The 22,819-nt window shown below is 44.5% G+C and carries 13 protein-coding genes; all 13 read left to right on the forward strand.

What is annotated here, in order from left to right:
• The first annotated feature begins 4 nt into the window (after positions 1 to 4).
• The 13 genes from CJF29_RS01455 (at position 5) to CJF29_RS01515 (ending at position 22,807) form a co-directional block, all read left to right on the forward strand.
• On the forward strand, positions 5 to 2,455 hold the full coding sequence (locus CJF29_RS01455; protein ID WP_099146205.1) for a beta-glucosidase: 2,451 nt from the start codon (positions 5 to 7) through the stop codon (positions 2,453 to 2,455).
• Positions 2,456 to 2,484: 29 nt separating this feature from the next.
• On the forward strand, positions 2,485 to 3,597 hold the full coding sequence (locus tag CJF29_RS01460; protein ID WP_099146204.1) for a glycoside hydrolase family 105 protein: 1,113 nt from the start codon (positions 2,485 to 2,487) through the stop codon (positions 3,595 to 3,597).
• A 240-nt stretch (positions 3,598 to 3,837) separates the two neighbouring features.
• Positions 3,838 to 4,380 (forward strand): RNA polymerase sigma factor, encoded by a 543-nt coding sequence (locus CJF29_RS01465; RefSeq protein WP_004302520.1) that lies wholly within the window; start codon positions 3,838 to 3,840, stop codon positions 4,378 to 4,380.
• Between the two features lie 146 nt (positions 4,381 to 4,526).
• The gene (locus CJF29_RS01470; RefSeq protein ID WP_099146203.1) at positions 4,527 to 5,453 is read left to right on the forward strand and encodes a FecR family protein; all 927 of its coding nucleotides are present in this window, start codon (positions 4,527 to 4,529) and stop codon (positions 5,451 to 5,453) included.
• Between the two features lie 146 nt (positions 5,454 to 5,599).
• A complete protein-coding gene (locus CJF29_RS01475; RefSeq protein WP_099146225.1) occupies positions 5,600 to 7,156 on the forward strand; it encodes a DUF4832 domain-containing protein in 1,557 nt (518 codons plus the stop codon).
• Between the two features lie 56 nt (positions 7,157 to 7,212).
• Positions 7,213 to 10,602 carry a SusC/RagA family TonB-linked outer membrane protein gene (locus CJF29_RS01480; RefSeq protein ID WP_004302517.1) on the forward strand — a complete coding sequence of 1,130 codons (3,390 nt, stop codon included), beginning with the start codon at positions 7,213 to 7,215 and terminating at the stop codon, positions 10,600 to 10,602.
• A gap of 17 nt (positions 10,603 to 10,619) precedes the next feature.
• Positions 10,620 to 12,341: a RagB/SusD family nutrient uptake outer membrane protein gene (locus CJF29_RS01485; RefSeq protein ID WP_004302516.1), complete on the forward strand. Its 1,722-nt coding sequence runs from the start codon at positions 10,620 to 10,622 to the stop codon at positions 12,339 to 12,341.
• Positions 12,342 to 12,361: 20 nt separating this feature from the next.
• Positions 12,362 to 14,005 (forward strand): SusE domain-containing protein, encoded by a 1,644-nt coding sequence (locus tag CJF29_RS01490; protein WP_099146202.1) that lies wholly within the window; start codon positions 12,362 to 12,364, stop codon positions 14,003 to 14,005.
• 88 nt (positions 14,006 to 14,093) lie between these two features.
• The gene (locus tag CJF29_RS01495; RefSeq protein WP_004302514.1) at positions 14,094 to 15,695 is read left to right on the forward strand and encodes a hypothetical protein; all 1,602 of its coding nucleotides are present in this window, start codon (positions 14,094 to 14,096) and stop codon (positions 15,693 to 15,695) included.
• A gap of 20 nt (positions 15,696 to 15,715) precedes the next feature.
• Positions 15,716 to 17,596 (forward strand): FAD-dependent oxidoreductase, encoded by a 1,881-nt coding sequence (locus tag CJF29_RS01500; protein ID WP_099146224.1) that lies wholly within the window; start codon positions 15,716 to 15,718, stop codon positions 17,594 to 17,596.
• On the forward strand, positions 17,589 to 19,655 hold the full coding sequence (locus CJF29_RS01505; protein ID WP_004302512.1) for an alpha-galactosidase: 2,067 nt from the start codon (positions 17,589 to 17,591) through the stop codon (positions 19,653 to 19,655). Before CJF29_RS01500 ends, CJF29_RS01505 begins: the two co-directional genes overlap by 8 nt.
• Before the next feature lie 25 nt (positions 19,656 to 19,680).
• Positions 19,681 to 20,982 (forward strand): acetylxylan esterase, encoded by a 1,302-nt coding sequence (locus CJF29_RS01510; protein ID WP_074558016.1) that lies wholly within the window; start codon positions 19,681 to 19,683, stop codon positions 20,980 to 20,982.
• 28 nt (positions 20,983 to 21,010) lie between these two features.
• A complete protein-coding gene (locus tag CJF29_RS01515; protein ID WP_099146201.1) occupies positions 21,011 to 22,807 on the forward strand; it encodes a glycoside hydrolase family 2 protein in 1,797 nt (598 codons plus the stop codon).
• Positions 22,808 to 22,819 lie beyond the last annotated feature (12 nt).

The following is a 22,819-nucleotide window of genomic DNA, read 5'->3' on the forward strand; positions in this document are numbered from 1 at the left end:
CACCATGAAAAAGAAAATAGGAGGCATAGGTTTATGTATGCTATGGAGCATATTAACCTGTGCACAGACAATCACTCCCCAAGCCGAACAACGTGCGAAGGACATTGTAACAAAAATGACTTTGCAAGAGAAAATAGAGTATATCTCCGGATATACCAGTTTTTCTCTGCGTGCCATCCCCCGTTTGGGAATACCTGAAATCAAGTTGGCTGACGGGCCGCAGGGAATTCGTAATCATGCTCCCAAGAGCACTTTATATCCTTCTGGAATACTTTCCGCTTCTACTTGGAACCGGGAATTACTTTATAAATTAGGGCAAGGCTTGGGACAGGACGCCAAGGCAAGAGGAGTTAATATCCTGCTTGGTCCGGGCGTGAATATCTATCGTGCTCCGTTGTGTGGCCGTAATTTTGAATACTTCGGTGAAGACCCTTACTTGACAGGTGAAACGGCGAAACAATATATCCTGGGAGTACAATCGGAAGGAGTCATTGCTACCATCAAACACTTTGCTGCCAACAACCAAGAATGGAGCCGCCACCATGCCAGCTCTGACATAGACGAGCGTACTTTGCAGGAAATCTATTTCCCGGCTTTCCGGAAAGCAGTACAGGAAGCCAATGTCGGTGCCGTAATGAACAGTTACAATCTGTTGAACGGTGTCCATGCCACCGAACATAAATGGCTGAATATTGATGTCTTGCGCAATCTTTGGGGCTTCAAAGGTATTCTGATGTCGGACTGGACTTCTGTATATTCCGCCGTAGGCGCTGCTAACGCCGGGCTTGACCTCGAAATGCCGAAAGGACGTTTTATGAATTTGGAGAATCTGTTGCCTGCTATCAAGACCGGCACAGTGACAGAAGAAACCATCAACCTGAAAGTACAACACATCCTGCAAACTCTGATTGCTTATGGTATGCTGGATAAGGAACAGAAAGACAGCAACATCGCAGAGGATAATCCTTTCTCCCGCCAGACAGCTTTAGAACTGGCGCGCGAGGGGGTAGTCCTGTTGAAGAATGAAGGAGACTTGCTCCCGCTGAAAGGAAAGACAGCCGTGATGGGGCCTAATGCAGATTTGATTCCTACCGGTGGCGGCAGTGGTTTTGTCACTCCTTTTTCTACCGTCTCAGTGGCTCAAGGCTTGAAAGAATTGAAGAAAAAGAATCTGTTACTATTGACGGATGATGTGATTTATGAAGATATTGTCCATGAGTTTTATACTGATGCTAATCGTCAGATGAAAGGCTTCAAAGCTGAATACTTTAAAAACAAGACTCTTTCGGGACAGCCTGAAGTAATTCGCATTGAATCCTCTGTTGATTATGACTGGGGATATGGAGCACCTTTGGACGGCTTCCCGACAGATGGATTCTCTGTCCGTTGGACAGCCTGCTACATGCCACAAACTGACGGTCAGTTGAAACTTCATATCGGTGGTGATGACGGTTATCGTCTGTTTGTGAATGACAAGCATATTACAGGAGATTGGGGAAATCATTCCTACTCTAGCCGTGAAGTTGAACTGCCGGTTGAGGGTGGTAAGGAGTACCGTTTCCGGATTGAATTCTTTGATAATATTTCTTCGGCCATCATTCGTTTTAATGCTTATAGTCTTAATGAGGCGAAACTTCGTCAAGGATTGGCAAAGGTGGATAATGTTGTGTTCTGTACAGGTTTCAATAGTAATACCGAAGGCGAAGGCTTTGACCGTCCGTTTGCCTTGCTTCGCTATCAGGAATTGTTTATCAAGAAGATTGCGTCTATGCATCCCAATGTTGTGGTTGTACTGAACGCCGGTGGCGGTGTGGATTTCACCAGCTGGTATGATGCCGCAAAAGCGATTCTTATGGCCTGGTATCCGGGACAGGAAGGCGGTCAGGCAATTGCTGAAATCCTGACCGGTAAGATTTCTCCAAGTGGAAAGCTACCGATTTCTATTGAGCGGAAGTGGGAAGATAATCCGGTGCACGGCAGTTATTACGAGAACTTAAAGGCGGAGATTAAGCGTGTAGACTATTCCGAAGGTGTCTTTGTCGGTTATCGTGGATATGACCGTTCGGGAAAAGAACCTTTCTATCCGTTTGGCTACGGTTTGTCTTATACTACTTTCGTTTATAGTAATATGGCTGCGAAGAAAACGGGTGAGCATCAGGTTACCGTTAGCTTTGATATAGAGAATACAGGTAAGATGGATGCTTCGGAAGTGGCACAGGTGTATGTGCATGATGTACAGTCTTCTGTTCCCCGTCCGTTGAAAGAACTGAAAGGATATGAAAAGGTATTCTTGAAGAAAGGGGAGAAGAAGCGGGTTTCTGTTGTGCTGGATGAGGATGCATTCTCTTTTTACGATATGAATCAACACCGCTTTGTAGTGGAAAAAGGAGACTTTGAGATCTTAGTCGGGCCTGCTTCCAGTCAGTTGCCTTTAAAGGCTACAGTTGAACTGTAATGACCGAATGATAAACAAATAAATATATAATGAAAAAAACACTTTTATTGGGAGCGTCTCTGTTATGTCCCGTTTTTATAATGGCAACAGAGATTCCTTTTCAAAAAGCAGAAATAAAGTCTATCATGCGAAAGGTGGCGGATTGGCAGATTGCCAATCCACACCCCGCTCCTGAACATGACGACTTGAACTGGCCGCAAGGCGCTCTTTATGTCGGCATGGTGGATTGGGCGGAATTGGCTGAAAAAGAAGACAATGATGATACATATTATAAGTGGCTGACTCGTATCGGGCGGCGGAATTGTTGGCAGCCGGACAAACGGTTTTACCATGCTGATGACATCGCTGTATCACAGTCCTTTTTGGATTTATATCGCAAGTATAAAGATGAAGCGATGATTGTCCCCACACAGGCTCGTACAGAATGGATTATCAATCATCCTTCTAAAGGCAGTTTCAAATTGGTGGAGGGAGACTTGAAAACTTTGGAACGCTGGACTTGGTGTGACGCCCTCTTTATGGCTCCGCCTGTATATGCCAAGCTGTATATGTTGACTGGAGACAAGAAATACATCAAATTCATGAACCGTGAGTATAAAGCGACTTATGATTATTTGTTCGATAAAGAAGAAAATCTCTTCTACCGTGACTGGCGCTACTTTGATAAGCGTGAAGTTAATGGCAAGAAAGTCTTCTGGGGACGTGGTAACGGTTGGGTACTCGGTGGCTTGGTTGAAATATTGAAGGAGTTACCCAAGAAAGATAAGAACCGCAAATTCTATGAAGAACTGTTTGTCAAACTGGCTACACGGGTTGCCGGATTGCAGCATCCCGATGGCTTCTGGCACGCCAGCCTGTTAGACCCTGCTTCTTATCCGTCACCGGAAACCAGTTGTACGACTTTTATAGTGTATTCCATAGCTTATGGCATCAATGAAGGTTTATTGGATAAGGAAACTTATCTTCCTGTGATGATAGAGGGATGGAAGGCATTAGTATCGGCAGTGGGGCCGGATGGGAAACTAGGCTATGTACAGCAAATCGGTGCTGATCCGAAGAAAGTGACTCGTGATATGACGGAAGTTTATGGCGTCGGCGCTTTCTTGATGGCGGGTAATGAAATCTGCAAAATGGCAAAATAATTTGCGTCTTTATGGAGAGGATCTGTATCAAAACTAAAAAGCCCGTTCTGTAAAGTTCAGGTGGTAGCTGTTAAGTGTAGAAGAGCTATATCAAACTCCGTTTTCAGAGTGATGATGTAGCTTTTCTCATTCTTGGGGGGAATATGCTAATTGATAAAGAAAGTTAATATTATGTAGCTCAACCTATATAACATACAAGAATTCTGCGCCTGTAAATATATAAAATAGTAATCTAATTAAATGGAAGACTTGGAAAGAGAACTTTTGTTGATTTCCAAAGGGGATGAGCTAGCTTTTAATAGTTTCATGAACCGATATTCGAAGAGGTTATACTATCATGCCTTTGGTATTCTTAGTAATAAGGAAATGGCTGAAGAAGTGGTAGGCGATGTTTTCTTTGAAGTGTGGAAACTACGTAAGACGCTTTTGGAAATAGCCAGCATGTTGAGTTGGTTGAATACGATTGTCTATCGTAAATCAATTTCTTATTTGCGCAAAGAGGCAAAGGGCAATCAAGAGATATCTTTTGAGGAGCTTCAGGATTTCTCTTTCCCTGATATGCAAACTCCAATGGACGATATGCTTTCGCGTGAAGAAATACGGTGCTTGAATGAAGCAATCAATAGTTTGCCGCCCAAGTGCAAGCATGTATTCTTTTTGGCTAAATTGGAACAAATGCCTTATGCGGAAATTGCGCATATGTTGCAAATCTCACTTCCTACTGTGAATTACCATATAGGATATGCTATGAATGCTTTGAGAAAGAGACTTGTGAACGGATGATTAGAAAAAAATAGCACTAAAAGAAAAAAAATAGAATTTAAACCTATAGATAAATCTAACCTTTGCGTCTTTATAATTAGAAGGGAACTTCTCATGAGAAGATAATAAAAGGGAAAAAGATATTGAAAGGATAAAAAGAATTGAAGATGGATAAAGATATTAATGATTACACATATGGGGATTTGCAGGGCGACATTAAACTGAAGTCGTTTATAGAACATAGTACCCCGCCAGAGATAGATATCTCCGGCATTAAGAAAAAAGCTTTTCTGAAAATGCATCAACAAGAACGTAAATCCAGACAGCGACATGTTTTGATGTATATTGGCTCAGTAGCTGCCACGCTACTTCTTTTAATAGGTATAAAATATATAGTTACAGAGAATGCAATGGACGGTTTGTTCCGCATGGAAGTTACGGAATTGATGGCAGATGTATATGATGAAGAGGTAGAGGTGCCTGTCGGCGAAAAGATGACGCTGATGTTGGCTGATGGCACAAGGATCGTAGCCAACTCGCGTACAATTGTCCGTTATCCCAAACGTTTTGATGGCGAGTACCGTGAGGTATATGTGAAGGGTGAGGCTTACTTCGATGTGGCACACGATGCAGAGCATCCGTTTCTGGTTCATTCCGATAATTTTAGAGTGAAGGTGCTTGGAACAAAATTTAATGTGAATAATTACGATACTTCGGATTCGCAAGTAGTGTTGGTTCAAGGAGCGGTAGAACTTAAAACGACAAACAATGACCGGGTTCGCATGAAACCGAATGAATTGGTGAGTTTGCAAGAGGGTAGTTTCGCCGAGAAACGGGCAGTGAATACGGACGAATACACTTGTTGGATGCAGGGTATGATTAACCTTGATGGTGAAAGCGTGGAGGCTGTAGCTCAACGGCTCAGCCATTATTATGGAGTGACTATTTTGTTTGACGATGGGATGTCGGCAGATAAATTTTACGGCAAACTAATGCTTGGTGATCGTGTGAGTGAAGCTTTGCAGGCCATTGAAACCATGACGCAAACTCGTATGGAAATTCATGGTGATACGATTTATTTAGTGAAGAAGTAATTGATTTTTTTCGCAGTTGCTACTGACTGAAATAATTACATAAAAACTTATTGTCAACCAATTTGTAATGCCTTTATAGCAAGGTAGAGGAGACTTATATGCTTTCTCGTAAGGAGAAACAATGCTTTTTAATACCATTGGAAAATATGAAAAGATACACTTTGTTACGTACATTTATGCTTTTTATGCCCGTTTTAATACACTGTGGATGGGTTTCAGCGCATACGCAATCAGCTATGCTTAAAGAAGTGAAGGCACTTGGTCAAACAGTATATTTTGAGCCTGATACTACTTCTGTACTCAAAAATCCCCTAACAGGTTGGGTGATGTATTTGGGACGTGCATGGGATGAAAACTTTTGGCAAACTCACCATTATGATGCTATGCCCGTAAATGGTGGGGATTCCACTGTTCGCGTGAGCGATTACGCCGGTACATGTTACATTCGCATCAATTGGAATATGCTTGAGAGTAAAGAGGGAGATTATGTATGGAACGATCCGGACTCACGTATCTATAAATTGCTTGCTTCGGTGCGTGAACGTGGTATGCGACTGGCTTTCCGTATCAATGTAGACAGCCGCGACCAAGGACAGAACACACCTCTTTATGTAAAGGAAGCCGGTGCGAAAGGTTTTCAAGATCCTAATAATCCCCAAATATGGTCGCCTTATCCTGACGATGCTGTGTTTCAACAGAAATACGAAAAGTTTCTTCAAGCCTTTGCTGTTGCTTTTGACGATCCCGATAAAGTAGATTTTATTGATGCTTATGGGCTTGGTAAATGGGGAGAAGCACATGGCGTGAAGTATAATAACTACTCAAATAAAGTAGAAGTATTCGAATGGATTACCGATACCTATGCAAAAGCTTTCAAACGTGTACCATTGGTGATAAACTACCATCGTTTGGTGGGAGATACCATCAGCTGGGCAGAACCACACCCTGATAGTAAAAGATTGCTCGAAAGAGCCATTGCCAAAGGATACACCATTCGTCACGACGCTTTTGGCATGACTGGTTACTACGAACAGTGGGAAAAAGATTTTGCCCGTGCTTACCGCTTTCGCTTGCCCATCATTATGGAGGGAGGATGGATTACCGGAGCGCACCACCGTTACTGGATTGATCCTAGTGGCAAGTATCGCCAGGGGCATTCGGAAGATGTGCGCTGGGGCGAGTACGAAGAAAGCCGTAATGCCCATGTCAATATGATGGATCTTCGCATTGGTGATGAAGTAGCCTCGTGGTTTAATAGCTCTTTCGATTTGGTGAAGCGTTTCGAACGTGAGGGAGGATACCGGCTCTATCCCACAGAGGTCAGTTTTGTAAATAAAGCCCGTTCAGGCGAGCGTGTGAACGTGCAACACAATTGGCGCAATCTGGGTTGGGGATACTGTCCTACCAATATTCCTCAATGGAAAGGAAAATATAAAGTCTGCATCGCTTTGATGGATGACAATCATAACATTGTGAAAAAACAGCTTGCAGATGAGGCTGATCTTTCAACTTGGGTACAGGGGCGTGATGGTCATTATACCACAACTGTCAATTTGGATGGACTTCAAAAGGGAAACTACACTTGGCTTATTGGTTTGGTTGATACAACCAAAGCATGCCAGCCGGGCTTGAAAATGGCGGTCGACAAGAATCTTTTATTTGAGGGATGGTGCAAAGTCGGTAAACTTAAAATCAACAACTAACTGGTAGATTACTCATAAATCGTTATGCAATAAATATTAATTATTAATCTTATATTATGAATCGAAAAACAATCACAACTACGGTGGTAAGCTTGGCAAAAGCTTTCTGTTTGGCTGGACTACTGTCTGTGCCCGCTTATTCTAGTGCGTCGACTGTTTCGTTCGAAAAGGTAAATGGGATGTATATCCTTAAAGCCGAAGATTCGACAGTGAAACAAGTGTTCGACTACATTGAAAAACATAGCCAATATGTTTTTGTCTATGATCAACCTGTAAAAGATCGTCTCAACAACAAAGTGAACATCGAGTTGAAAGGAAAGTCGATCGATGCTATTTTGACGGAAGTATGTCGGCTAGCCGATTTGAAATATACCATTCAGAACCGTCAAGTAACCATCACTGCTAATCCTTCTAAAAAGGCTACTACTCAAGTGAAAAAGGCGAAGCGCATCTCTGGTCAGGTAGTCGATGCAACTGATCTTCCGATGATTGGTGCTACGGTTCGTGTGAAAGGTAGTGATGCAGCTACTATCACCGACCTTGATGGTAAGTTTCAGATAGACGTTCCCGAGGGTAGCGAATTGCTCATTAGCTATGTGGGCTTTGTGGATAAAATCGTGCGGATAGATAGCAAAAATATGTATGCCATAGTAATGGAAGAAGCTAGCAGAGCGCTCAACGAAGTAGTTGTTATCGGTTACGGTGTGGTAAAGAAGAAAGACCTTACCGGTGCGGTGGCAGCCGTGAAGGGAGAAGAGCTGGTGAACAAGCGTACAGCCATGCTTTCCAATGCATTGCAAGGATCACTCTCGGGTGTGATGGTGACGCGTAATAGCTCTGCTCCCGGTGCAGGAGCCGCCTCTATTCGTGTGCGTGGTATTACCACTATGGGTGAATCGAGCCCGTTAGTGATTGTAGACGGTGTGCAGAGTTCGCTCGACTATGTGAATTCTAATGATGTAGAGAGCATATCTGTATTGAAAGATGCTGCGGCTGCCAGTATCTATGGCTCGAAAGCTGCTGCTGGTGTTATCTTAGTTACTACCAAGCGCGGTAACGATACCGGTAAAATCAATCTGAAATATAATGCTGAATTTGGTTGGGAAATTCCTACCAAACAACCTAGTATGGTGGGAGTCACTCGCTACTTGGAGATGAGCAACGAGTTGAAATACAACGATAACCCTACTGGTGGTTTTTTCCAAGAATATACGGCTGACAAAACCAAGAATTGGGTGAAGTATAATGCTACTGATCCGAACAACTACCCCATTACCGATTGGACTGATCTGATTTTGAAGTCAAGTGCTCCCCGTATGACTCATACTCTCTCTGTATCAGGCGGTAACAAAGCGGTAAAGTCGGTAGCTACCCTTTCGTATGACGAAGTAGACGGTCTTTATGACGGTCGTGGTTTCCAACGCTACATGTTCCGTTCGAACAACGACTTTAATATCAATGATAAACTTAGTGCTCAAATAGACGTAAATATCCGTCATGCTAAGAGTACTGCCACAAACTATGACCCTTTTGATACCATGCGTAAAATGCCCGCCATTTACCCCGCAACCTGGGATGATGGTCGTTTAGCTTCGGGTAAGAGTGGTGCAAATCCTTATGGATTGCTTGTAGCCGGTGGTAATTCGGTAGCTCACAGTACGCAGGTGGCAGGTAAAGGTTCGCTAACCTTCAAGCCTATCAAGGGGCTAAGCATCTCGGGTATCGTATCTCCTTTTATCAACTATCAAAAGAAGAAAGCGTTTAAAAATTCATGTGGATACACCTTGCCCGATGATCCCGAAACCTTTGGCGGTTATTTCGACTCCGGGAGCACTTGGACTACCAATTCGCTCACAGAAACTCGTAACGATGATTATAATGTCACTAGCCAGGCAATTGCCAACTATATGGGAACCTTTGGCAGTCATAATCTCACAGTAATGGCCGGTTTCGAAAACTACTATATGAAGAGCGAAAGTCTCGGTGCTGCGCGCGATAAATATGAACTGACCGGTTATCCTTACCTCAATATCGGTTCGGAAGATTTCCAAACCAATAGCGGTACAGGTTCAGAGTATACTTCAAACTCTGTTTTTGGCCGTGTTATTTATTCGTATGCCGATCGTTACCTGTTCCAGGCTAACGTACGTCACGATGGTAGTTCACGTTTTGCCAAAGGTTATCGTTGGGGTACTTTCCCTTCATTTTCAGCTGGTTGGGTAGCGAGTGAAGAGAAGTTCATGAAGAACCTCAAGTGGGATTGGCTCTCATTCTTGAAGTTGCGTGGTTCATGGGGTATGTTAGGTAACGAACGTATCGGCAGCAACTACTTCCCCTACATTGCTTTGATGAGTTTTGGTAATTCACTTTTCTATATGGCTGATGGAAGTGTAGTTTCTGATAAAACTGCTCGTCCTGCTGTGTTGGCTGTAGAAGATATTACTTGGGAAACGACTACCAGTACTGACTTAGGTCTGGATGTCAACTTTTTGAACAACCGTCTGCAGTTTCATTTCGATTACTATTGGAAAGAGACCAAGGACATGTTGCTGAATATCGAAATCCCTTATTTTATGGGATATAACAACCCTAGTACGAATGCAGGTAAGATGTCCACTCATGGTTATGATATTGAAGTGGCATGGAACGACCAGATAGGAGATTTTAAGTATGGTGTAAATGTGAATTTCTCCGACTTCCTTTCAAAGATTGATTATATGAATGATGGTGAGCAAATCAGCGGTGGTAAGATTAAACGTGCCGGCGTGCTCTTCAATGAATTCTATGGTTATGTGTGCGAGGGCATCTATCAAACTCAAGAAGAAGTGAACAACTCGGCTCGCACTAGTACTACCGTTACAGTTGGTGACTTGAAGTATCGTGACATCAGTGGTCCCGATGGTGTACCCGATGGCGTAATCAGTCCTGAATACGACCGTGTACCTTTGGGTAACTCACTGCCTCGTTTCCAGTATGGTGGTAGCCTTAACGCTTCGTACAAAGGCATTGACTTCAGTCTTGCTTTCCAAGGCATCGGCAAGCAAAATTCTTACCTCTCTACTTCTATGGTACAACCTTTGCGTGATAACTATGGTAACGTACCAGCCATTCTCGAGGGTAAATATTGGAGTCCTTTCAATACTACTGAAGAGAATTTAGCAGCCAAGTATCCCCGCCTTTCGAATGTGTCGAAGAGCAATAACTATGCTACCTCTAACTTCTGGATGTTCAACGGTTCATACTTCCGTTTGAAGAATATCACATTAGGCTATACCCTGCCTAAGAGTTGGACACAAAAAGCCGGTATAAACCGTGCCCGCTTCTATGTGAGTGGTAGTGACCTCTTCTGTTTGAGCAATTTCCCTAGTGGTTGGGATCCTGAAATGGGTACATCGGATTATCCTATTACCACCTCTTTAGTAATGGGCATACAAGTTAACTTTTAAATAAATAGGAATAGAATATGAAAACAAAGATATTATTAGCCGGAATGTGCCTGAGTCTTGCTGCTTGCGAGAGCATGGACTTGGTACCCAAATCGCAAGGTAATACCGAGTCTTGGTACACATCCGAAACAGAATTGCGTTTGGCTTCCAATGATTTCTATATTTTAGGTTATTGGCAAGAACCTCTTAGCTCATCCGAACAATGGTCGGACAACACAACCTATCGTCAGACGAACCGTAACCCGGGAAGTGGTGGAACCGTGCTTGATGGAACCCTGAACGGCCAGCAGTATGAAGTATATGCTTTGTGGCAGCAATCATTCAAACTTATTGCCCGCACCAACACAATGCTCGAAAATATTCACAAGGCAAAGGGTGCTGTGACCGAGGAAGTTTATAATCGTTATGCCGGTGAGGCTTATTTCTGTCGTGCCTGCAAATATGCTGAACTGATCTTCTTTTATGGTGATGTGCCCTATCAGGAAGAGACTATAACCATTTCCGAAGCTTTGCAACGTGGTCGCAGACCTAAAGCGGAAGTGATTCCTTTGGTGTATGCTGATTTCGATAAAGCCATTGCCGGTTTGCCTGAAAGCTATGGAAAAGACGAAAATATCCATCCTACCAAAGGAGCAGCCCTGGCTATGAAAGCGCGCTTTGCCCTCTATATGGGTGATTATGAGATAGCTGCACAAGCCGCCAAAGCTTGTATGGATCTTAAACTCTATTCTTTGGAACCTGACTATGCTAAACTTTTCAAGCAGAGCACCAAACTGAATGACGAGAAAGTGTTCGTGATACCTCGCTCCATTGAAAACGAAGTGATGCTCGATTCCTGGATTGTGAAGAACGGTCTTCCTCGTAATGCCGGAGGATATGGCTCATACAATCCCTCATGGGACCTCTTGGCCTCATATCTCTGTACTGACGGGCTACCTATTGACGAATCACCGTTGTTTGATCCTCGCAAGCCTTTCAAGAACCGTGACCCGCGTTGTACAATGACCATCGTTGAATTCAATACCGAGCACTGTGGTTTCGAATACGACCCCAGTCCTGCAGCTAAAACTGTAATGAACTATACCACAGGTAAGACACAAAGCAACCAAGATACCCGTATCGTGAATCAATATAGTTCATATACAGGATTGTTGTGGAAGAAAGGTATTGATGCTACGTGGACAGTAGACCAAAAGGTAGAACAAGACTATATCATAATGCGCTATGCTGACGTACTGTTGATTTATGCTGAAGCCATGATAGAACAGAACCTGATTGACGACAGCGTGCTGAAAGCCATTAATATGGTACGTGCTCGTGCTTATGGTGTGAATGTAACAGCTACTGATAGTTATCCTGCCGTGACCACTACCAACCAAACCGAACTGCGACGTGCCCTGCGTATAGAGCGCCGCATGGAGTTTGCTATGGAGAACCAACGCCTGCAAGACTTGATGCGCTGGAAATTGGCAGGAAAAGCATTGAATGGTTACAATTACATCATGCTTATCGACCCCACAGAATTGCTGAACAATATCGTGAACAAGAACCTCTGGTTCTGGGGAATGACTCCGCAAATCGACGAAGATGGTTTAGCAGACTTTGCAGCTCTCTTTAATGCCGGTTATTGTTCGCAGGGTGCTAAACGCATCTTCCCCGAACGCGAATATTTGTGGCCGCTTCCTACACATGATGTGGAGTTGTGTCCCAACTTGTTACCCAACAATCCGGGTTATTAATCCTATAAACTATTACGAACATGAAAACAATGCATTTATATAGAAACCTTGGAATGGTGGCTGTGGGAATGATGAGCATGCTTGCCACCTCGTGCGAAGAGGAGATAGACAATACTGCCTCACGCAATCAGTCGGAGATTGAGTTGACTCCTTCGGGCGAATATATTAAGCTCGATGAAAGTAAACCCAACGAGACAGCTTTTACACTGAAGTGGAGCACCGCTCACAATTTTGGTGAAGATTATATCACAACTTATAAATACGAGATGCAGCTTATCGGTAGCGATGTTGCAAATATCAAGGAATTTGATGATGATGGTGAATTTCTTCGCTCGTACACCAACAAAGAGATGCAGGATATATTGGTCGATTACTTCGGTCTTACCACCAGTACCATTGGCGAAGTTCTTTTTACTGTTACAGCCAACTTTGAAGGTCCCCGTCTTATGGTGCCCGATATTGCTACTGCAACGGTGAAGTTCAAAACTTATGGCCCCAAACAGTATAAAGCTGATAACCTTTATGTGGGCGGTACTGCCGTAGGCGATGATAATATTAAGATGACGCTGAAAGACGAGACAAACAGAATTTATAGTTACGAAGGAGCTTTGGTTGCCGGTAAGATAAACTTCCCCGTTGACTACGCCGACGAATTGAATGCCATTGGCCCGGAAACCGACGATGCCCCCATCACCACAGGTGAAATGGCAGGCGTCATATCCGATCGCGCTGAAGCCAATTCGTGGTTAATTCCATCTGCAGCTACCTATCGTATCACTGTGAATATGAGTAAACAGACGGTGAAGATAGTAGAAGCTGGTGCTGTAGTTGAAGCCGACCAGATATTCCTGGCTGGTAGTGCCGTAGGTGGGGAACAGATTGAGATGGCTCAAGCCCTCGAAAATGACCAGATCTATGCTTGGCGTGGTGCACTGAAAGCTGGTAACCTTTACATCCCGCTCACCTTCGAAGGTGAACAAGCGATGGCCATTGTACCGGAAATAGCTGATAGTCATGACATCGAAGATGGTCAATTGTCAACATTCGGACAAGTACTCATTAGCAAAGTGGATAAACAATATTGGACAATTCCGGCCGATGGAACTTACCGCATTGTATTGAATAAGGAGGAGAAATCTATTACCATCTATTCGACCGCTACCGATCTGAAACCACTCACCGTATCGTTCAACAATACCGAACTGGGGAAAAACCCATGGAGTCAGGAAGTCAATGTACTGCACATGTATGGTGGTTTCAATAGTTTTGCTTACGATTCGGGTATTGATGAAGAAACCGGAAAAAGCTTCAAGTACTGTCAAGTGAAGTATAACCTTATTCAGAGTGTTGCCAATCCGAAAGTATTCGTTTATAAAGGTGATGTATTGCCACGTAATGAATATAAGGATAATTATGGGAAGACAAATGCCGGTTGGGTGAACTTCAGCACGCTGCGATATGCTAATAACGGATGGTTCGTTGGTTCTACTGCTGATGCTGTTCGTAATAGCTACAATGGATACACTACAGTAACAGCAGGTAAGATAGAAGGAGCCGTAACAGGTCAGGGCAATAACCGCTATGCTTATTTCCTCATCCCGGAGGGCTGTAACTATGTGGTAGTGGACCTGGAGAACAACACTGTACTCTTTGATATTAAATAAATCCAAAATGAAAGAATAAGAGGTGGAGCTTTTATCACTTCACTTCTTATTCTACCTTTAAATGATAACAATAAACGAGATATATTTTATGAACAAAATAATAAAAAACAGCATCAAGACCTTGTCGATGTGTCTGCTGGCTACTACGCCTTTCATTGGCACTGCTTGTTCAGACGATGATGCCCCTATAACCGATTATAGTTGGAACATTGAAGGCAACACGACCGTCAATATCATGCCTGAACGCTACCAACTGCAGCGTAACCCTATGAGTGGATGGGTCATTTACGCGGGTATTGGAAGTGGTATGATGATGGATTTCTGGGATCTTTATGATAACTTCGAGTCGTCAGAAGGTACTGTGAAGGTATCTGACTATGGCAATACGCTCTACGTACGTGGTCTTTGGAGTAACTTTAATCCTGAAAAAGGCAAATATGTATGGGATGAAAGTGTACAGACCGAACCTGCCAAGCGTTTTCGTATGCTGGTGGAAGGAGCTAAAGAACGAAACTTGAAGCTCGCCTTTACCTTTGTGTGTGATAGTCGTGACAAACATGAAGATGCCTGTCCCGATTATGTAAAAGAGGCCGGTGCTGAAGGATTTACCACTACTACCGGTAGTGTAAACGTATGGACACCTTATCCGGACGATCCCATTTTCCAGAGGGAGTATGAAGAGTTCCTTACTGCTTTTGCAGCCAAATACAATGATCCTGATGTCACTCAATTTGTGAGTGGTTTTGGATTAGGCAAATGGGGCGAGACTCACACCCTGAAATACTCTACAGGTGATGAAGCTCCTAGACAAGCAGTATTTGAATGGATTACAGACGTAATGTCACGCCTTTTCACTAAAGTGCCTATCATGATTAATTATCATCGCTGTTTGCTTAGTGGCAAAGAGTTTAGTGATACCGATACCGATGTAGCTGCCGATATGGTGAAACGTGCCGTAGCCAAAGGCTTCTGTTTGCGTCACGATGCTTTCGGCATGAAGCAATATTATAAGGATTGGGAGCGTGGCATCAGTACTACCTATCATGGTATCGTACCTATCACTATGGAAGGTGGTTGGGTAGAATCATCACACGGTGGTTCTATTGCCGGCGATGGTTACAAGAATTTTGCCGAGGTGCGCCAGGGAGAATATGATGAAGCCAAGGGTGGTTATGTCAACATGATGGACCTCCGCTTTGATACCAACGTGAACAAAGGTGAAACTCATTCTTGGTTCAATACAGCTTTCCATTTGGTGAAGGAGTTTATTGCCGAAGGTGGTTACCGTCTCTATCCCGACCGTCTGTCTATTCCTACTATAGCTCGTAGTGGCAGTAGTGTATCACTTACTCACCGCTGGTCGAACTTGGGTTGGGGTTACTGTCCTACCAATTTGCCGCAGTATGGTGACAAGTACAAACTTGCTATCGCTCTGCTCGATAAGAATACAGAGGAGCCCGTCCGCATCTATATAGAAGACAAAGCAAACATTGCCACTTGGATGAAGGGAGCTCCCAAGACTTACACTACTAATATCAAACTCACTGATGTAGCCGCAGGGAATTACATTTGGGCAGTAGGATTGGTAGATACTACCAAAGAGAATGCCATTGGTATCTTAATTTCAGCCCGCGATGAGTATCAAACCTCCAAAGGTTGGGTGAAAGTGGGTGATATAACTATTCAATAATTAAAAAACGCTGTGCTATGATGAAAAAAATCTTACTGACATGCATAGCCGTAGCCTGTAGCCTTGTGGCTGTAGCCGGAGAACTGCTCATCGAAGCAGAAAGCTTCAGCCAGCGAGGCGGCTGGGTGCTCGACCAGCAGTTCATGGATCAAATGGGTTCACCCTATCTCATGGCACATGGCATGGGTATTCCTGTGGCCGATGCTACGGCAGAAATCAATATTCCCCAGGCGGGCACTTACTATGTATATGCCCGCACCTACAACTGGACTTCACCTTGGACCGATGCCGAAGGGCCCGGAAAGTTTCGTCTGGCTTTAGGTGGTAAGTTACTGAAAACTACGTTGGGACACACCGGTAATTCCTGGCAATGGCAGTCCGCCGGCAAGGTCGTATTGAAAGCGGGTACTATCACCCTTGCTTTGAAAGACCTTACAGGTTTTAATGGTCGTTGTGATGCTATCTATCTCACGACTGATATGAATGCGCAACCCACTGCATGGGGCGAGGCAGAGACAGCTGCACTTCGTGCCCGCTTGCAACAACAACAAACGGTGCCCACCCATCAGTACGACTTTGTGGTAGTGGGAGGAGGCGTAGCCGGCATGTGTGCCGCTACGGCTGCTGCCCGGTTAGGTTGTAGGGTGGCATTAGTGAACGATCGTCCTGTACTGGGTGGTAATAACTCGTCGGAGATACGTGTACACCTGGGTGGTATCATCGAAAAGGGGCCCAACGAGGGGTTAGGCCGTATGATACGCGAATTCGGTCATGAACGTTCCGGTAATGCCCAACCGGGTGACTATTATGAAGATCAGAAAAAGGAAGACTTTATAGCTGCCGAAAAGAATATCACCCTTTATGCTTCGCAACGTGCTGTGGCCGTAAAGATGCAGGGTGATCGCATAGCATCAGTCACTATTCAACATATTGAGACGGGTGAACAAACCGAACTTACCGCTCCTCTTTTTAGTGACTGTACTGGCGATGCTACCACAGGCTACTTAGCCGGTGCCGATTGGACTATGGGACGTGAAGGCCGCGATGAATATGGCGAAAGTCTCGCTCCCGAGCAGCCCGACTCGCTAGTGATGGGCGCATCGGTACAATGGTATAGCAAGGACATGAAGAAGAAGACCTCTTTCCCCCACTTCGAATATGGTATGCGCTTTGGCGCTGATAATTGCGAGCCTGTAACTATGGGCGAATGGAAATGGGAAACAGGAATGAACCGTAATCAAATCACCGAGGCTGAACGCATACGCGACTATGGACTTTTGGTGGTATATTCCAATTGGAGCTATCTGAAGAATCACTATGCGGATCGTAAAAAGTATGCCAACCGTTCACTCGATTGGGTGGCGTATGTTTCCGGTAAACGTGAATCTCGCCGTCTTCTGGGCGACTATGTGTTAGCACAAGACGATATAGACAAAAATGTGGCGCACGAGGATGCTTCGTTTACTACCACTTGGAGTATCGACCTCCACTTCCCCGATAGCGTGAACAGTGTGCGTTTTCCTGATAATGAATTCAAGTCGGCAACGGTGCATCGTTGGATTCATCCTTACGCTGTCCCTTATCGTTGTCTTTATTCGCGCAATGTGGATAACCTCTTTATGGCAGGTCGTAATATGAGTTGCACACACGTAGCCTTGGGTACGGTGCGTGTGATGCGTACTACTGGTATGATGGGCGAAGTAGTAGGTATGGCAGCCGGACTCTGTCATAAGCATGGCGTAGAACCGCGTGATATCTATCATCATCATCTGCCCGAATTAAAGCAGCTTATGCAGGCAGGCTTGGGCAAACACAATGTACCCGATAACCAACGTTTCAACGAACCCAACAAGTTGTTGGAGGCTCCGGCTTACATCAAACCGCAGACAAACTATGAGTAAAAAAAGTATTATCACGATATTTCTCTCAACCATATTGGGATTGCCGCTTTGGGGAGGACAGCACTATTATGCTTTCCTGAAAGGTGATACACTACGTATGGGCAATAACTACATGGAGCGTACCATGCTGTGGAATAATGGTACACCTGTCACCATTAGCCTCACCGATAAGCTATGTGGAAAAATAATCCCGGCTCAAGGCAAAGAGCCCGACTTCTCGATTGTGAAAGGCATCTCTACAGCTGCTACTTTCACTGTGAATGAGATTCCAACGAATGGTATACATGCCAGCTATCTGCAAGCCACTGTGGCTTGCACCATCGGTTCTCTAAGTATAGAACGTCGCTATCGCATTTATGCAGATTGTCCCGCCATTGCCTGCGATACCTATCTGAAAGGACAAGTAGAACTTTACCAGAATAAAGATGACAATCGTTCTAATGCCGATCGTAAAAATATAGAGCACACAGCCGATATGACTACGGGGGTGAAAACTCCGACGATTGACAGATTGCAACTCTCCGGTAATCATTGGCGTGCCCGTACGGTAGAGTTCTTCGACTATACTGATTGGAACGACAATCTGGTGACAGAACGTACCTGGCTTCCTTACCGTCGCAATACCTATCGTGGTAATCTGCTTTTTGCTCACGATGTGGCTACCCGGCAAGGTTTCTTTTTCTTGAAAGAGGCTCCTTGCAGCAGTACCCAATTACATTATAATGGTTCCGACTTCGTGGCCGACTTTAGCGATTTTATGGTAGTGGGTCTGGGCATTGCATCTGATGATGTGAAACCGGATAGCTGGACTCGTGTTTATGGATGCGTTACCGGTGTCTATACCGGAGATGAACAAGAAGCACTAACAGCATTGCGCCTTTATCAAAAACAACTGCGCCACCACACTGCCGCACAGGATGAGATGATTATGCTCAATACCTGGGGTGACCGTAGTCAGGATGCCAAAATAGATGAGGCTTTCTGTCTGGCTGAGCTGGATCGTGCCGCACGTCTGGGTGTCACCCTCTTTCAACTGGACGATGGTTGGCAGAGCGGAAAAAGTCCCAACTCAAAGACAGCCGGAGGCAGCTTTAAAGATATTTGGAAAAATGCCGATTACTGGACGCCCAACCCCACGAAATTCCCTCATGGACTGAAACGCATTGTAGAGAAAGGAAAGAAATTGGGTATTCGTATCGGATTATGGTTCAATCCTAGTATACAGAATGATTTTGCCGATTGGCAAAAAGACGCGCAAGTCATTATCGGGCTTTACAAGGAGTATGGCATCTGCTGTTTCAAGATAGATGGCTTACAAATACCTACTAAAACAGCCGAACAGAATTTGCGCCGGTTGTTTGATGCCGTGTTAGCACAAACCAACCATGAGGTGATTTTCAACCTCGATGCCACTGCCGGTCGTCGCGGTGGATATCATTATATGAATGAGTATGGCAATATCTTCCTGGAAAACCGTTATACCGATTGGGGCAACTATTATCCCTATCGCACCTTGCGTAATCTTTGGATGCTGTCTCGCTATGTTCCGGCCGAGAAGATGCAGATAGAATTCCTTAATAAATGGCGTAATGCCGATAAGTACAGCACTACCGATCCATTTGCTCCCGCTCGTTATAGTTTCGACTACCTCTTTGCCATCACCCTGGCGGCACAGCCATTGGCTTGGATGGAGGCTTCGAACCTGCCCGAAGAGGCTTATGCTACGGCAACTCTGCTCAAGGAATATCAACCCTTGCAACTTCAATTTCATCAAGGCATCATATTACCCATTGGTGAAGAACCTTCGGGACGCTCGTGGACAGGATTTCAATCAATAGTCTCTGACACGCAAGGTTATCTCATTATTTACCGCGAAGACAATGATATAGCCAAAAGAACCATTGATACTTGGCTTCCGGAGGGCAAGAAGGTAACTTTTACTCCTTTGATGGGAAATGGCAAAAAGTTTGTTGCTGAAGTTGGTGTACAGGGTAAAGTAAGTTTCGAGTTGAATGATAAGAATTCTTTCACTCTTTATCAATATCAGGTAAAACCATGAAAAGACTATAAACAATAATGGAATTATGATAAAAAGTTTGCGTTCTGTTTTTCTTGCTTTGTTTGTTGCCGTGCAATTCGTTGTGTACGGGCAACCGGCGGAAAGGCTGATTCAAGTGCTGGTCACTCCCGACCACACCAATTGGTTGTATCAACCGGGAGAAAAAGTGAAATTCAAAGTAGCTGTACTGAAATGCAATATTCCACAGGATCATCTGGAAGTGCGTTATGAGATTTCGGAAGATATGATGAAACCTCATCAGACAGGTAAACAACCTTTGAAGAATGAAAAGCTCGAAATTAATGCAGGTACAATGAAAAAAGAGGGTTTCCTGCGTTGCCGTGCTTTTGTCAGTTATCAAGGGCGTGAATATGAAGGTGTAGCTACCGTCGGCTTTGATCCGGAGAAGCTACAACCGACTACTCCGTTGCCCGCCGATTTTCTTGAATTCTGGAAGAGCACCAAAGAAGCCGCTGAAAAGTGGGCGCTGGAACCTATAATGACTTTATTGCCGGAAAAGTGTACGGACAAAGTGAATGTATATCATGTTTCTTTTGCGAATAATGACTATGCATCCCGTATGTATGGCATCCTTTGTGTGCCGAAAGCTCCCGGAAAATATCCGGCCATCTTGAAAGTACCGGGTGCAGGTATCCGCGCATATAACGGAGAGCCTGAACGTGCCGGAAATGGTTTTATCATTTTGGAGATCGGTATTCACGGCATTCCGGTCAACCTGACGGGGGATGTATATCACCGACTTTATAACGGGGCCTTGAAGAATTACCATTCATTCAATACGGACGATCGGGATAAGTATTATTATAAACGGGTTTATACAGGCTGTGTAAGAGCCATTGATTTCATTTACACACTTCCCGAATTTAATGGTAATCTGGCAACTTTCGGTGGAAGTCAGGGCGGAGCACTTTCCATAGTGATTGCCGGACTGGATAACCGTGTCAAAGGATTAGTTTCTTTCTATCCGGCTTTGTGTGATATTGCAGGCTATGCTCATGGTCGCGCAGGAGGTTGGCCGCACATGTTTAAGGATGAAAGGAACCGGACACCGGAGAAGATTAAAACCATTCAGTACTTTGATGTAGTCAACTTTGCCCGGCAGGTTAAAGTACCGGGATTCTATACTTTCGGTTATAATGATATGGTCTGTCCGCCTACCACCACTTATTCGGCTTACAACATGATTAATGCTCCGAAAGAGTTGTTCGTGGCCGAAACGACCGCCCATTATGCCTATACAGAGCAGTGGAGTGCTGCCTGGAACTGGGTGATGAATTTCCTGAAGAATGAATCGAGAAACGAATAATGTATAAATACCACAAACTAATAGATAAATGAAAATAGGTAAGAAATTAAATCTATGTCTGTTGTTGCTGATCGCTTTTGCAGGAAGCGTTGCGGCACAGGAACTGATAACGAATGTCTACGGTCGTGACATTCATTCACTGAATGGTAAATGGAATGCCATTATCGACCTGTACGACCAGGGACAACGAATGAAAATCTATGAAAATCAGCAACCGAAAGGAAATACTGATTTCTACGAATATGCATTCGAAGGCGGCTTGCGTCTTAATGTCCCGGGAGACTGGAACTCGCAGTCGCCCGAACTGAAATATTATGAGGGTACTGTATGGTATGCGCGTCATTTTGAAGCCAAACGTCTGGCAGACAAGCGTCAGTTTCTTTATTTTGGTGCTGTCAGCTATCGTTGCAAAGTCTACCTGAACGGAAAAGAAATAGCAGAACATGAAGGTGGTTTTACCCCTTTCCAAGTAGAAGTGACGGACCTGTTGAAAGATGGCGATAACTTCCTGGCAATAGAAGTGAACAATCGTCGTACCAAGGACGCCATTCCTGCTATGGCGTTCGATTGGTGGAATTATGGCGGCATCACAAGAGATGTGTTGCTGGTGAAAACTCCCCGCACATTTATAGAAGATTACTTCATCCAACTGGATAAAAATGCTCCCGACCGGATCATTGCCCGTGTACGTCTTTCTGATAGAAAGGCAGGTGAAAAGGTGACAGTCGCCATCCCCGAACTTAAAATCAATGCGGAACTTACCACTGATGCGGAAGGAAAAGCGGAAACCGTATTGAATGCAAAGAAACTGCAACGCTGGTCGCCCGAAGAACCGAAACTCTATGGTGTGGCCATTTCTTCAAGTACCGACCGCGTGGAGGAACAAATAGGCTTCCGTAACATCACAGTGAAAGGAACGGATATTTACCTGAACGGGAAACCGACATTTATGTGTTGCATCTCTTTCCATGAAGAGATTCCGCAGCGCATGGGACGTGCTTTCTCGGAAGCCGATGCAGCCATGTTGCTGAATGAAGCTAAGGCGCTTGGTGTGAACATGATTCGTCTGGCACATTATCCGCAGAATGAATACACGGTACGCTTGGCAGAAAAGATGGGTTTCCTTCTCTGGCAGGAAATTCCTATTTGGCAAGGCATTGACTTTACAGACGATGATACCCGTAAGAAAGCGCAGAGGATGCTTTCTGAAATGATTAAGCGCGATCAAAACCGCTGCGCGGTAGGTTATTGGGGTGTTGCCAATGAAACACAGCCTTCCAAAGAACGGAATGAATTCCTTACTTCCCTGCTCGAAACGGGAAAACAGCTGGACACTACCCGCCTGTATGTTGCCGCTTTCGACCTTGTGCACTTCAATAGCGAAAAACAGCGTTTTGTAATGGAGGATTCTTTTACTTCCCAACTGGACGTTGTAGCTATCAATAAATATATGGGCTGGTATCATCCGTGGCCTGTGGAACCGAAAGACGCTATATGGGAAGTCGTGACGGACAAACCATTGATAATTTCGGAATTTGGCGGCGAAGCATTGTACGGTCAGTCCGGTGATGAGAATGTGGTCAGCTCCTGGAGTGAGGAATATCAGGCACGTCTGTATAGGGATAATATCCGTATGTTCGACAATATCCCGAACCTGCGTGGTGTATCTCCCTGGATTCTGTTCGACTTCCGTTCGCCGTTCCGTTTCCACCCCACCAATCAGGATGGCTGGAACCGCAAAGGACTCATATCCGACCAGGGTATGCGTAAGAAAGCGTGGTATTTGATGAGAGATTATTACATGAAAAAGAGAAATAACCGATAAGTTTAGTTATAT

It is taken from the genome of Bacteroides celer (assembly GCF_002632415.2).
Lineage (GTDB): Bacteria > Bacteroidota > Bacteroidia > Bacteroidales > Bacteroidaceae > Bacteroides.

Bases quoted from the DNA above. Each gene is read 5' to 3' on its own strand.
- CJF29_RS01455 (WP_099146205.1), top strand. From the start codon at position 5: ATGAAAAAGAAAATAGGAGGCATAGGTTTATGTATGCTATGGAGCATA.
- CJF29_RS01460 (WP_099146204.1), top strand. From the start codon at position 2,485: ATGAAAAAAACACTTTTATTGGGAGCGTCTCTGTTATGTCCCGTTTTT.
- CJF29_RS01465 (WP_004302520.1), top strand. From the start codon at position 3,838: ATGGAAGACTTGGAAAGAGAACTTTTGTTGATTTCCAAAGGGGATGAG.
- CJF29_RS01470 (WP_099146203.1), top strand. From the start codon at position 4,527: ATGGATAAAGATATTAATGATTACACATATGGGGATTTGCAGGGCGAC.
- CJF29_RS01475 (WP_099146225.1), top strand. From the start codon at position 5,600: ATGAAAAGATACACTTTGTTACGTACATTTATGCTTTTTATGCCCGTT.
- CJF29_RS01480 (WP_004302517.1), top strand. From the start codon at position 7,213: ATGAATCGAAAAACAATCACAACTACGGTGGTAAGCTTGGCAAAAGCT.
- CJF29_RS01485 (WP_004302516.1), top strand. From the start codon at position 10,620: ATGAAAACAAAGATATTATTAGCCGGAATGTGCCTGAGTCTTGCTGCT.
- CJF29_RS01490 (WP_099146202.1), top strand. From the start codon at position 12,362: ATGAAAACAATGCATTTATATAGAAACCTTGGAATGGTGGCTGTGGGA.
- CJF29_RS01495 (WP_004302514.1), top strand. From the start codon at position 14,094: ATGAACAAAATAATAAAAAACAGCATCAAGACCTTGTCGATGTGTCTG.
- CJF29_RS01500 (WP_099146224.1), top strand. From the start codon at position 15,716: ATGAAAAAAATCTTACTGACATGCATAGCCGTAGCCTGTAGCCTTGTG.
- CJF29_RS01505 (WP_004302512.1), top strand. From the start codon at position 17,589: ATGAGTAAAAAAAGTATTATCACGATATTTCTCTCAACCATATTGGGA.
- CJF29_RS01510 (WP_074558016.1), top strand. From the start codon at position 19,681: ATGATAAAAAGTTTGCGTTCTGTTTTTCTTGCTTTGTTTGTTGCCGTG.
- CJF29_RS01515 (WP_099146201.1), top strand. From the start codon at position 21,011: ATGAAAATAGGTAAGAAATTAAATCTATGTCTGTTGTTGCTGATCGCT.